10 protein-coding genes are annotated in these 12,716 nt (G+C 39.2%); 6 read left to right on the top strand and 4 right to left on the bottom strand.

Features of this window, described 5'->3' with window-relative positions; genetic code table 11:
* Nucleotides 1-54 precede the first annotated feature (54 nt).
* On the bottom strand, nt 55-504 hold the full coding sequence (locus GQO80_RS14685; protein ID WP_157209119.1) for a hypothetical protein: 450 nt from the start codon (nt 502-504) through the stop codon (nt 55-57).
* A 163-nt stretch (nt 505-667) separates the two neighbouring features.
* Nucleotides 668-1,768, bottom strand: a complete 1,101-nt coding sequence (locus GQO80_RS14680; protein WP_198037794.1) for a heparan-alpha-glucosaminide N-acetyltransferase domain-containing protein — start codon at nt 1,766-1,768, stop codon at nt 668-670.
* 180 nt (nt 1,769-1,948) lie between these two features.
* On the opposite strand from GQO80_RS14680, the gene GQO80_RS14675 reads away from it, so the two are divergent.
* Genes GQO80_RS14675 through acs form a run of 3 tightly spaced genes read left to right on the top strand, consistent with a single transcriptional unit; the run spans nt 1,949 to nt 5,902 of the window.
* On the top strand, nt 1,949-2,203 hold the full coding sequence (locus GQO80_RS14675; protein WP_157209118.1) for a DUF4212 domain-containing protein: 255 nt from the start codon (nt 1,949-1,951) through the stop codon (nt 2,201-2,203).
* A complete protein-coding gene (locus tag GQO80_RS14670; RefSeq protein ID WP_394351011.1) occupies nt 2,196-3,923 on the top strand; it encodes a sodium:solute symporter family protein in 1,728 nt (575 codons plus the stop codon). Before GQO80_RS14675 ends, GQO80_RS14670 begins: the two co-directional genes overlap by 8 nt.
* Before the next feature lie 23 nt (nt 3,924-3,946).
* Nucleotides 3,947-5,902 carry an acetate--CoA ligase gene (gene acs / locus GQO80_RS14665; protein ID WP_262885583.1) on the top strand — a complete coding sequence of 652 codons (1,956 nt, stop codon included), beginning with the start codon at nt 3,947-3,949 and terminating at the stop codon, nt 5,900-5,902.
* A gap of 94 nt (nt 5,903-5,996) precedes the next feature.
* Here the strand turns inward: acs and GQO80_RS14660 are convergent, their stop codons facing one another.
* A complete protein-coding gene (locus tag GQO80_RS14660) occupies nt 5,997-7,763 on the bottom strand; it encodes an ABC transporter ATP-binding protein (protein ID WP_157209115.1) in 1,767 nt (588 codons plus the stop codon).
* 349 nt (nt 7,764-8,112) lie between these two features.
* Entirely contained in the window at nt 8,113-9,120 is a 1,008-nt protein-coding gene (gene ahr, locus GQO80_RS14655; RefSeq protein ID WP_157209114.1) for an NADPH-dependent aldehyde reductase Ahr, read from the bottom strand.
* 131 nt (nt 9,121-9,251) lie between these two features.
* Here ahr and GQO80_RS14650 point away from each other — a divergent pair, with 131 nt between their 5' ends.
* The 3 genes from GQO80_RS14650 to GQO80_RS14640 all read left to right on the top strand — a co-directional run bounded on the left by GQO80_RS14650 (nt 9,252) and on the right by GQO80_RS14640 (nt 12,705).
* Nucleotides 9,252-9,866: a fumarylacetoacetate hydrolase family protein gene (locus tag GQO80_RS14650; protein WP_157209113.1), complete on the top strand. Its 615-nt coding sequence runs from the start codon at nt 9,252-9,254 to the stop codon at nt 9,864-9,866.
* Between the two features lie 223 nt (nt 9,867-10,089).
* A complete protein-coding gene (locus GQO80_RS14645) occupies nt 10,090-12,009 on the top strand; it encodes a DUF294 nucleotidyltransferase-like domain-containing protein (RefSeq protein ID WP_157209112.1) in 1,920 nt (639 codons plus the stop codon).
* Nucleotides 12,010-12,036: 27 nt separating this feature from the next.
* On the top strand, nt 12,037-12,705 hold the full coding sequence (locus tag GQO80_RS14640) for a 3'-5' exonuclease (protein WP_157209111.1): 669 nt from the start codon (nt 12,037-12,039) through the stop codon (nt 12,703-12,705).
* The last annotated feature ends 11 nt before the right edge of the window (nt 12,706-12,716 follow it).

Below are 12,716 nucleotides of genomic sequence, written 5' to 3'. Positions count from 1 at the left end.
CTAACTTTGGTTTAGCTAAAACTAGCAATTTTTTATATACTGTGTTGGCTGTAGTTATTTTTTATTCAGATTTTTTAATTTAAGTATGATTTCGTTAGTTAAAAAGTCAGCTATTCTATTTCCGTTTGTTTTTGTTTTTTCCTTTTCTATTTTGTCAGGTGCTTTTGTTTTTAAATAAAACTTTTTGATATAAATCTTATCCAACAGAAACTCAACAATATTAAATTCTACATTATTCTCTTTGCAGTATTTTTTATATAAATCCGCTTTTTTGATTATTTCTTTCCGTTTTCTGGATTTATGAGTATTAAATTCAGATTCAAGTTTTGCATTAGTCCGAGGATTTTTTTGTGTATCAAAATCAAATTTTTGACACAATTCAGAAAATTGAATTTCCATTAAACTTTTTTTCCGTTTTTGTTTGTCTTTCGATGACTTAATTCGACCGTGTCCCCAATTTTTTCCTGCAAAATTAATCGCATTTCTGCTTCCTCTTTTACTCATGTTTTAGTTTCAAATTGCGGATTGGTCTTAATTACAGCCAACTTTAATATATAAAAATGAATAAACCGCGGCCATTCAAGTTATATAGTACCAAAGGTACATTATTTGCTAGATAATCGCTAAAAAAGAACACGGGTTGAAAACAGGCCCAGAAAAAATGCCGTTACCGAATTTTTTGCTTTTTGAAAGGTTTGGTAAGCTTTCTTGCCATACTGTATAAAAACGTATTGGTTTTGGCGTAATGGAAGGAAATGAGGCAAACCACCAAAATAAACAGTAAGGCGCCCACTACACATTCGGTAGGGTTTAACGATTGGTTGTAGAATTGCTTTAAGCCGTAGCCGGTAAAACTTCCAAAGAGAATGATAAAATGGATGACGTACATGGAAAGCGTTTTTTCGCCAATTCTTGAGATTATGGATTGTTTTAAATAGCGTTCGAAGGTATAAAACATACCAAATAGCACCAGTACGTTGCCCATCCTAATAAATAAATAGTTAAAATCGGCGCTTCTGTACAGCAATTCTATATTTGTAACTCGGTGAAGCCAAAAAAGGAAATCGGTTGAATAAAAAATAAGGAAAATCCCAACCACAAAAAACGTAATAATGGTGAACAGTTTAAAACGGCTACGGTGCGCATGCCTAAAAAATACCGTTGATAAAAAGGCCCCAAATGCCGAATAGCCAAACCACGGTAAAATGGTAAATACAGAACCGTTCATTTTGGTCATATAATTTGCCAACACAAGTGGCACATTGGTTATCTCTAAATTTCTATATAAAGGCTCAGATAAAAAACAGGCACAACCAATAACAAATAGTACAACAGAAAAAATATAACTGTGGTTTTTAAACAGCATATACAGCCCCACCAATAAAATAAGCGATAGGCCAATGCATTGCAACACATCTATAACCAAAAAATACGGACTAAAATACCCTGTAAACCAGCTTACTAAATTAACACGCAAGCTATAACCAATAAAAATAAGCAACAATCCTCTGGAAATACCTTTTTTAATACGTTTCCTGGCTTCGCCTTTGGCATTGGCACGCAATAACAAATAAGTAAAAACCAAACCCGATATTGTAAAGAAAGTAGGTGCCGTTATGCCTCGAAAATACGACCATACGTTATAGGCAATATAATCGGTATTCCTATAAATTGGGTCTATAAGCGTATCAATAAAGTGCCCTTGCAGCATCATTAAAATAGCAAAGGCTCTTACGGCATCAATAAAATATAAACGAGTAGTTTGCAATACAACTAAATTTAATGCGGTAAATATACTTCTAAAAAATTTAAACTAAATAGTACGAAAATGATATATTTAGCAATAATAATAAACAAATTGTTGATATATTAAACATTTTTTTGGAAATTCACATCCGTTACAATTCCAAATAAATAAAAACCAACCAACCACTAAACTAAATTTAAAATGACAAAAAACAATGCAAAGGCCTATTGGAAAGAAAACATCAAGTATGTGCTCATACTGTTGTTTATATGGTTTCTGGTGTCATACGGCGCAGGAATTTTATTTAAGGACACCCTTAACGGAATAAAAGTAGGAGGCTTTAAATTAGGCTTTTGGTTTGCACAACAAGGTGCCATGTATGTGTTTGTGGTACTTATTTTTGTATATGTTCGCCTTATGAATAAGCTCGATAAAAAATATGGGTATGATGAATAGTCTGTTTTTTGTGAGTGCCCTAGGCGTTCAAAATTGGACCTACATTTTGGTTGGTGCCACTTTTGCTTTGTATATAGGAATCGCAATCTGGACGCGGGCAAGTTCCACCAAGGAATTTTATGTTGCAGGTGGTGGCGTTTCGCCATTGGCAAATGGTATGGCAACAGCAGCCGATTGGATGAGTGCCGCTTCCTTTATATCTATGGCGGGTATAATATCGTTCGCTGGGTATGATGGCGCCGTCTATCTAATGGGCTGGACCGGAGGTTACGTGCTCTTGGCCTTGTTGCTGGCACCGTATTTGCGCAAGTTCGGGAAGTTTACCGTACCCGATTTTATTGGCGATCGCTATTATTCAAAAACAGCGCGACTCGTTGCCATTTTTTGTGCGCTATTAATATCATTTACCTATGTGGCAGGTCAAATGCGTGGCGTGGGCATTGTTTTTTCCCGTTTCTTGGAGGTCGATATCAATACAGGTGTTATTATAGGTATGCTCATCGTATTGTTTTATGCCGTTTTGGGCGGTATGAAAGGCATTACCTATACGCAAGTAGCGCAATATTGTGTGTTGATTTTTGCCTTTATGGTACCGGCTATTTTTATTTCTATTCAAATGACGGGAAATCCCATTCCGCAACTGGGCTTTGGAAGTCAGTTGGCCGATGGTTCTGGAACCTATTTATTGGACAAATTGGATGGTTTAAGCACTGAGCTTGGTTTTGCCGAATACACCGAAGGCTCAAAATCGATGATGGATGTGTTTGCCATTACACTGGCTTTAATGGTAGGTACGGCAGGGTTACCCCATGTCATTGTTCGGTTTTTTACGGTGAAGCGTGTTAAAGATGCGCGAAAATCTGCCGGATTAGCCTTGTTGTTAATCGTTATTTTATATACCACAGCACCGGCGGTTGCCGTTTTTGCAAGAACCAATTTAATTGAAACGGTTTCAAATAAAGAATATGCAAACGTTCCGGAATGGTTCAAGAAATGGGAAAAAACAGGCTTGATAACCTTTACTGATAAAAACAACGACGGTCGAATCCAATACGTTGCCAACAAAGACCAAAACGAATTGGTGGTTGACAACGACATTATGGTATTGGCAAACCCAGAAATTGCAAAATTGCCCGATTGGGTTATTGCCTTGGTGGCAGCCGGTGGGTTAGCCGCGGCTTTATCAACCGCTGCGGGACTCTTATTGGTCATCTCATCCTCGGTATCGCACGATTTAATAAAAAAAATCATCAACCCTAAAATATCCGAAAAAGGCGAGCTAATTGCTGCGCGTTTATCGGCGGTGGCTGCAGTTTGTGTAGCGGGCTATTTTGGCATCAATCCACCAGGGTTTGTCGCCGCCGTAGTGGCATTGGCTTTTGGGTTGGCTGCGGCATCCTTTTTCCCGGCCATCATCTTGGGCATTTTTTATAAGCGAATGAATAAAGAAGGCGCCATTGCAGGCATGGTGGTTGGAATTATCGCCATGTTATTGTACATGGTTAAATTTAAGTTAGGATGGTTTGATGATGCCGTTCCAGATAAAAACGAGTGGTGGTTTGGCATTTCGCCCGAAGGTTTTGGCACCATTGCCATGCTTCTTAACTTTTTGGTTTCCATAGTTATTATGAAATTTACGCCCCAACCGCCCCAAGAGGTTCAAGATATTGTAGAACTTATTCGTATTCCAAGTGGGGCAGGAGAAGCTTCCGACCATTGAATAATTACGATTTACGATTTTTGATTAACAATTTAACACCTAAACGACTCACAAATAAACAACATACAATAATGAGCAATTATCATATAAAACATTTAGAGGAATACTATCAAGTTTACAGAAAATCGATACGCGAACCAGAAAATTTTTGGGAAGAAGTAGCCGAAGAACATTTTATGTGGCGCAAAAAATGGGATAAAGTGTTAAGCTGGGATTTTACAAAACCCGATATTAAATGGTTTGAAGGGGCCAAACTTAACATTACCGAAAACTGCATCGACAGGCATCTGGTAACCCGTGGCGACAAAACCGCTATTTTGTTCGAACCCAACAATCCCGACGAACCTGCCGAACACATCACCTATAACCAATTACACGAGCGTGTTAACAGGTTTGCAAACGTACTTAAAAATGAAGGCATCAAAAAAGGCGATCGCGTGTGCATTTATGTACCCATGATTCCCGAATTGGCCATTTCTATTTTGGCCTGTGCCCGCATTGGCGCCATCCATTCGGTCGTATTTGCTGGTTTTTCCGCAACAGCGGTAGCAACCAGAATTAACGATAGCGACTGTAAAATGGTAATTACTTCTGATGGCTCCTTTCGTGGCGCAAAATCCATCGATTTAAAAGGCATCATAGACGAGGCTTTGGAAAAATGTCCGGGGGTTAAAAGTGTTTTAGTTGCAAAACGAACCCATTCAAAAATCAACATGAAAGCAGGTCGCGATAAATGGTTGCAACCCCTTTTAGATGAAGCTTCGCCCGTTTGTAAAGCAGAAGTTATGGATGCTGAAGACCCACTATTCATTTTATACACTTCGGGTTCTACGGGCATGCCAAAAGGCATGGTGCATACCACGGCAGGTTACATGGTTTATACAGCCTATTCCTTTAAAAATGCTTTTCAATATAAAGAAACCGACGTGTACTGGTGTACCGCCGATATTGGTTGGATTACCGGGCATAGTTACATTATATATGGCCCTTTGGCAAACGGTGCCACTACCATTATGTTTGAAGGCGTACCGCACCATCCGGATTTCGGGCGTTTTTGGCAAATTATTGAAAAACACAAAGTAACCCAATTTTACACAGCACCAACTGCCATTCGAGCCTTGGCAAAACAGGGCACCGAATTAATCGAAAAATACGATTTAAGCTCCATAAAAGTTTTAGGCTCGGTAGGCGAACCCATTAATGAGGAAGCATGGCATTGGTACAACGATAACATAGGGAAAAAGAAAAGCCCCATTATCGATACCTGGTGGCAAACCGAAACGGGCGGTATCATGATTTCGCCCATTCCATTTGTAACGCCCACAAAACCTACCTATGCCACCTTGCCGTTTATTGGTATCCAGCCTGCCTTGATGGATGAAGTAGGGGACGAGTTGAAAGGAAATCAGGTAGAAGGGCGTTTGTGCATCAAATTCCCATGGCCAAGTATAGCACGTACCATTTGGGGTAACCACCAGCGTTACAAGGAAACCTATTTTTCAACGTTTGAAAATAAATATTTTACGGGCGATGGTGCCTTGCGCGATGAGGTTGGTTATTACCGAATTACAGGCCGTGTGGATGATGTTATTATCGTTTCCGGCCATAATTTAGGAACCGCCCCTATTGAAGATGCCATTAACGAACATCCAGCAGTGGCAGAAAGTGCCATAGTAGGCTTCCCGCACGATGTGAAGGGCAACGCCTTGTACGGATTTGTTATTTTAAAAGATTTTGGTGAAACGCGTGTTCATGATAATTTGCGTAACGAAATTAACCAGATCATATCCGAGCACATTGGGCCGATAGCAAAACTTGATAAAATACAATTTACTCAAGGTTTGCCAAAAACACGCTCCGGAAAAATAATGCGCCGTATTTTACGAAAAATAGCCTGTAAGGACACCAGTAATTTGGGCGATACCAGTACCTTGTTGAATCCCGAGGTGGTGCAGGATATTATGGACAATGCATTGTAGGGGTTGATTTATTGCCTTATGGTTGATGCTTGTTAATTATAGATTGAACTCGCTTTGCTTTTTATTTTAAAAAAATAGCGAGTTCAATCTATTTTTAAATTTTTGCTTGATAGGTATATAAATCGTGATACCTTCCTTGTAAAGCAATCAATTGCTCATGGTTGCCCCGTTCTACAATGTTGCCAGCTTCTATAACCAAAATTTGGTCTGCTTTTTTAATGGTGCTCAAGCGGTGCGCTATAACAATGGTGGTTCTGTTTTTTATTAGTTCAGACAAACTTTTTTGAATTAATGCTTCACTTTCGGTATCTAAACTTGAAGTCGCCTCATCCAAGATAATAATTTTCGGATTTGCCAAAATAGCCCGTGCAATGGCTAAACGTTGCCGCTGTCCGCCCGATAGTTTCACACCGCGTTCGCCTATTAGCGTATCCAAACCATCATCGAACCGCTCGGTAAATTCGTTTACATAGGCAGCTTTTACAGCGTTTTGCAATTCGGTTTCGGTAGCGTTTGGCCTGGGAAACAGGATGTTTTCGCGAATAGTGCCTTCAAATAAAAACTCGTCCTGTAAAACAACGCCTAAATATTGGCGGTAAGTGCTTAGTTTTACTTTTGATAAATCCTGGTTATCGATGGTTACTTTTCCAGATTTTGGTGTTAAAAAGCTAGCCGATAAACCTGCTATGGTTGATTTTCCCGAACCTGAACTACCCACCAACGCTGTTACCGTTCCTGCTGGTGCTGTAAAATTGATGTTGTGCAAAACCTCTTTGCCGGCTTCATAGGAAAACGATACATCGGAAAATTCAATGGAACCTTCCAGTTCTTTCAATGCAATGGTTCGTTGCTGGTTGTCTTCTTCCGCAGTCATATTCATAAGCTCTTCGGTTCTATCCAATCCCGCCAAAGCTTCGGTAAGTTGGCTGCCAATATTGCTCATTTGTACAATGGGTGCAATCATAAAACCGAGGATGAGGGTGAAGAACAAAAAATCGCCCGTGGTCATTTCGCCCTTAATCATATAGTACCCACCAATGCCCATGATACCGGTTGTGGCAACCCCGATTAAAAATGTGGAGGCACTCGTCATAAACGCCGTTGCTGTTAAACTTTTTTTTACGTTTTGATAGAGTTTATCAACGCCTTTTTCAAACACAACCTGCTCCTGTTGTTCGGCATTGAAGGCTTTTACTACCCGAACGCCCGCTAAAGTTTCGGTTAACCTGCCCGTTACTTCGGCATTTATTTTACCTCGTGTTCTAAAAATGGGTCGAATGTATTTAAACGCCCTTAAAGCGATGTATCCAAATATGGAGAGCGGCACAAACACAAAAAGGGTCATCCACGGATTTATTTTTATTAAAATGACCAGCGATACTATGGCCGTAAAACTGCCGCCTACCAACTGTACCAAACCTGTGCCAATAAGGTTTCTCACGCCTTCAACATCGTTCATGATGCGCGATACCAAGGCACCAGATTTGGTGTTGTCGAAAAAACTGATGGGCAACGACAAGACCTTTTTTTGAACCTGTGCGCGCAATTCGCTAATTAAATATTGAGCTTGAACGCTTAAAATGCGAGTTAACAAAAACGACGAGACCGCCTGCACCAAAATTGCGGCTAAAACAATGGCAATGAGTATGTAAAGTTGGCTGTAATCTTTGTTTGGAATTACTTCGTCAAGCAAAACCTTACTTTGCCATGGCAATATCAGTCCGGATACACTTTTTATAACTATCAAGCCCAAACCAATAAAAACCAAATTTCGCCGTGGCCAAATTATGGTTTTGAAGGCTTGCGCCATGGTGACTTTTGATTTATCTGGGTTTTTTGAAGTTGCTTTTAGGTGTTGCATACTTTGGTTTTCAATAGAAAGACGGTGTAAAAATAACTATTCTTAATTTGGTTTCTGGCACTTGGTTGATAGTTATTTTTTATTGGTTATTTGGTTGAAGCTATTTAAGAACTAAAAACTTGGATTTTATAAAATAGCTTCAAGGTGGTTTTTCAAAAAAAAAACCACCTTAATAAAAGTGGTTATTAAAGTTTTATAATGCTTTTTTTAGCATTTAATCGCGTTTTGCTTTTTTTGCGAGTTTGGCTGCTTTTTTTTCTTTAGGCGTTAAAAGCGGCTCTTTTTTTACATTTTTCTTTGCATCTAGTGATTTTGCCATGATAAAAATAATATATTAAGTTAAACAATCTCATGCTTTAAGTACCACCCTAAACCGTGCTTTTCCATCTTCAAGGTGTTTTAGTGCGTTGTTCACATCTTCCATCTTGAATTCTTCCACCGTTGGATAAATGTTGTGCCGTACACAAAATTCCAACATTTTTTTGGTTAATGCAATACTTCCAATGGGGCTTCCGCCAACCGATTTTTCACCCATAATCAAACTAAACGCAGGTATGGCCATGGGCTCCAAAACGGCACCAACGGTATGCAATTTGCCCTGTGGCGCCAAAGTGCCCAAATAGGCATTCCAGTTTAAGGTCACATTGGTGGTGTTCAAAATAAAATCTAAAGTACCAGCAATACTTTGTAAATCGTCTGGTTTTGTGGAATTTACCACATGGTGCGCTCCCATTTGCAAAATTTCTTCCTTTTTGTTTGGGTTAGAACTGAATGCCGTTACTTCGCAGCCCCATGCCCTTAAAAATTTAATGGCCATGTGCCCTAAACCGCCAACACCTATAACGCCCACTTTATCAGTAGGTTGCACGCCCGAAAGCACTATGGGGTTAAATACGGTAATGCCGCCACAAAATAAGGGGCCTGCTTTAGCCATGTTTAAGTTTTTTGGTAGGGGGATAACCCACGACCAATGGCCTCTAACCGCATCGGCAAAACCGCCATGGCGACCCACAATGGTAGCTTCAGAACTAGAGCACAAGTGTTGCTTTCCATCCAAACATTGGTTACAGTGCATGCAAGAAGCCGAGTTCCAGCCCATACCAACTTTATCGCCTATTTTCAAGCCTTTTACGGCATTGCCAAAAGCGGTTACTTCGCCCACAATTTCATGTCCGGGCACCAACGGGTATTGGGTCATGCCCCAATCGTTATGGATCATGCTTAAATCGGAATGGCAAATCCCACAATACAGCACTTTTATATCAACTTCTTCGTCGCCTAGGGTGGGTAGTTCGTATTGAAATTTTTCTAATGTAGCTCCCGCTTCCCTGGCAGCGTATGCGTTTATTTTTTTCATAATCTTCTAATTTAATTTTATCAATATACTCAAAACTTCACAAAAATTTATGAATAAGAAGTTAAATTTAGCTTAATATTTCGAGGCTTATTTCCTAAATTTACAACTTAATTTTAAACATTTCACACATTATGAAAATTATTGGTATCGGTAAAAACTACGTTAGCGATAAAGCTGAAGTAAAAACTCTTAAAACGGGCGAACAAACCATATTTTTAAAAGCAGAAAGCACCTTGGTTACCAACAATAAAGATGTTGTTTTTCCTTCAATCACAAAAGAACTGGCCTATGAAGTGGAGCTGGTTGCAAAAATTGGCAAACAAGGAAAAAACATTGCTCTTGCTGATGCCACTTCATACATCTCTGAGATTGCCGTGGGCATCGACTATACCGCCAAAGATGTGCTTGCCGCCAGTAGAGCCAATAAAGGCCCATGGGCATTGGCAAAAGGTTTTGATGGCGCTTCGCCTGTTTCCGACTTTAAGCCGGTTACCGATTTTTCCGATTTAAACAATATCAATTTTGATTTGCTGATTAACGGCGAACAAAAGCAAGTGGGCAATACGGCGTTTATGATTTATGATTTTAGTGAAATTATTGCCTTTGTTTCTACCTACATGACCTTGGAACCGGGCGATCTTATTTTTACGGGAACGCCTGCCTTAGGAGCCGGTTTAAATGTAAAAGGCGATCATATACAAGCTTCCATTGAAGGTGAATTGTTGTTGGATTTTAAACTGATTTAACGCTGTAAACCCATCGTAACAGTTTATTGCACCAATTAATCCCGTCATTTAAAGACCAAAGGTTAAAATGGCATACAATTTTTGGGTTGATAAGTCATTTGTTTTTAGTCAAAACGCCTTAACAACTTAATAATCAGTAATTAAACAGCCATTACAACTATTAAATTTGTAAAACTTAAAGGCTTGTTTTTAAGCGTATAGTTTCAACCAACGAATGTGACCAATGAAAAATTCCATTGCAGAACGTGTTTACGATTTTCTGAAAAATTACCCGCCCTTCAATATTCTGAAGCATGAGGATTTGATGGTTATTTCCAAACAGGTATCCATTATCTATTTAGAAAAAGGCGATACCCTGTTTAAAAAAGGCGATGCTTTCAACGAGCATTTTTATATGGTTAGAAATGGCGCTATTACTTCCTTCCATACCAATGCGAACAACGTTCAGGAAATTGTAAACATAAGCGATGCAGGCGATATTTTTGGCGTGAGGCCACTAATTACCAAGGAAAAATACAAATTAACGGCAACGGCAAACGAAGAGTCCATAGTATATGCCATACCCATAGACACGTTTCAATTGGTTACGCAAAACAACGCCAGTGTTTATAAATTTTTAATTACGGCCTTTGCTACCAATGCCTACGACCCCTATACAGCCGAGGAAACCGGAAAAATATTTGTCGATTACCTACCAAACACGGCACAGGACATGGTTTATTTTCAAACGGCAAACTATACCAAAAACCCCATTACCTGTGAGGTAAATTCCACATTAAAAGAGGCTGCTATACAAATGAGTACCTATAAAATTGGCTGCATCATTGTTATTGACTCTAATAAAAATCCGTTGGGCATTATTACCAACAGCGACATCAAAAACAAGATAGCAACAGGCAAATTTCCTATTGAAACTTCTGTTACAAATATTATGAGTTCGCCGGTTATTACCAGCAAAAAAGGATTAACGGTTGCCGATGGCCAATTGCTAATGATAAAGCACAATATAGGGCATTTGTGCATTACCAAAGATGGTACGGTAAACTCAAAACTGGTTGGGGTTTTAACCCACCACGATGTTCTGGCAAGCTTGGGCAATAACCCAGCGGTTATTTTAAAGGAAATAAAACGTGCCAAACGCACCAGAAAACTAAGGGAAACCCGGCTAAAGGCCAATACCCTTTTAAAGAGTTATTTGGAACAGAACATACCGCTGTCGCACATAGTTAAAATCATTTCAAAAATTAATGATGCGGTTACGGTAAGTGCCATAGAAATTGCATTAAAAAAAATGCCAACGCCACCGCCCGTTAAATTCTCTTGGATGGCCATTGGCAGCCAAGGCAGAAAAGAGCAACTTTTATTTACCGACCAAGATAACGCCATTGTTTTTCAAGATGTGCCCGAAGCGGACTATGAGGCCACCCAAGCCTATTTTTTAGAATTGGCCAAATTGGTAACCAAGTCGTTGAACAAAATTGGGTTTGAATATTGTGAGGCCGATATGATGGCAAGCAATGTGGAGTGGTGCAAATCGCTTACCAAATGGAAGGCACAATTTGAAAGTTGGATTTTAAATCCGGATGAAAAAGCCATTTTATTAGCCTCTATTTTTTTTGATTATACCTCGGTTTACGGCGACAAAATGTTGGTAGATGAATTATCGGATACCATTTATGAAACGCTCGACAAAACATCGTTGTTCTTTAAGTTTTTGGGGCGCGATGCATTGAAAAACCCACCACCACTTGGGTTTTTTAAGCAATTTTTAGTTGAGGAGAACGGCGACCAAAAAGACCTATTCAACATAAAGAGCAGAGCTTTAATGCCTCTTATTGATGCTGCCCGATTGCTTATTTTAAGCAATCATATCAAGGACATCAACAACACCTCCGAACGTTTTGAAAAGTTGGCCGAAATAGAGCCCAACAATAAGGAAATGTACGAATCGTGTTCGTATGCATTCAAGGCCTTGTCCAAATTCAAGACCAAACAAGGGCTGCTGCACAACAATTCCGGAAAAATCATCGAACTGGAAACCTTGACAAAAGAGGAAAAATTAAAGCTAAAGCGCTGTTTTAAGCCCATTCATGAAATACAGGAAACCTTAAAAATGCGTTTTGATTTAAAAAACTTTATGTGATATTTTCTAAATTACTAACATAAACAAATGAATTTTAATTGGTTATTTAAAAAGAAACAGAACTTTCCTGATTTTTGGAACGATTATCTTCATGCTTTTAATTCCAATATAAAAAAACAAGAGCCCATTACAAATACGCGTTTTATTGCGTTTGATACCGAAACCACGGGATTCAACAAAAAGGAAGACCGCATCCTATCTATTGGTGCGGTAGCGTTTGTTGGCAAGACCATTCAAGTTAACAACAGTTTGGAACTGTATTTGGAACAAGACATTTTTAAACCAGAAAGCGTAAAAATACACGGGTTAATGAAAACGGGCTCGCTGGAAAAAGTCACCGAACTGGAAGCCATAAAATTGTTTTTAGCCTATATAAAAAACGATGTGCTAATTGCGCATCACGCCAATTTTGACAGAAATATGATGAACGAAATGCTTTTAAGGCATGGTTTGGGCAAGTTGAAAAACAAGTTTATAGATACGGGCTATCTTTACAAAAAATCAAAGCACATTATTTATCAAGAAAACCTAAAACCATTATCGTTAGACGATTTGTGCAAAGAGCTCAACGTACCCACCGTAGATCGCCATACGGCCACGGGCGATGCGTTAATTACGGCTTTAGTGTTTCTAAAAATATTGGGGCGCTTGGACAAACGCAAACATTTGAACTGGGGCTATCTGCTTGATAAATAACATATTAATAA

The organism is Mariniflexile maritimum (assembly GCF_009746565.1).
GTDB classification, from domain to species: Bacteria; Bacteroidota; Bacteroidia; order Flavobacteriales; family Flavobacteriaceae; genus Mariniflexile; species Mariniflexile maritimum.
The sequence above is the reverse complement of the archived record's forward strand: the minus strand, read 5'-3'. Positions and strand labels throughout refer to the sequence as shown.

What these genes read in the sequence shown, in the direction of transcription:
- GQO80_RS14685 (WP_157209119.1), bottom strand. Translation starts at nt 504, where the DNA reads ATGAGTAAAAGAGGAAGCAGAAATGCGATTAATTTTGCAGGAAAAAAT.
- GQO80_RS14675 (WP_157209118.1), top strand. Translation starts at nt 1,949, where the DNA reads ATGACAAAAAACAATGCAAAGGCCTATTGGAAAGAAAACATCAAGTAT.
- GQO80_RS14670 (WP_394351011.1), top strand. Translation starts at nt 2,196, where the DNA reads ATGAATAGTCTGTTTTTTGTGAGTGCCCTAGGCGTTCAAAATTGGACC.
- GQO80_RS14660 (WP_157209115.1), bottom strand. Translation starts at nt 7,763, where the DNA reads ATGCAACACCTAAAAGCAACTTCAAAAAACCCAGATAAATCAAAAGTC.
- ahr (WP_157209114.1), bottom strand. Translation starts at nt 9,120, where the DNA reads ATGAAAAAAATAAACGCATACGCTGCCAGGGAAGCGGGAGCTACATTA.
- GQO80_RS14650 (WP_157209113.1), top strand. Translation starts at nt 9,252, where the DNA reads ATGAAAATTATTGGTATCGGTAAAAACTACGTTAGCGATAAAGCTGAA.
- GQO80_RS14645 (WP_157209112.1), top strand. Translation starts at nt 10,090, where the DNA reads ATGAAAAATTCCATTGCAGAACGTGTTTACGATTTTCTGAAAAATTAC.
- GQO80_RS14640 (WP_157209111.1), top strand. Translation starts at nt 12,037, where the DNA reads ATGAATTTTAATTGGTTATTTAAAAAGAAACAGAACTTTCCTGATTTT.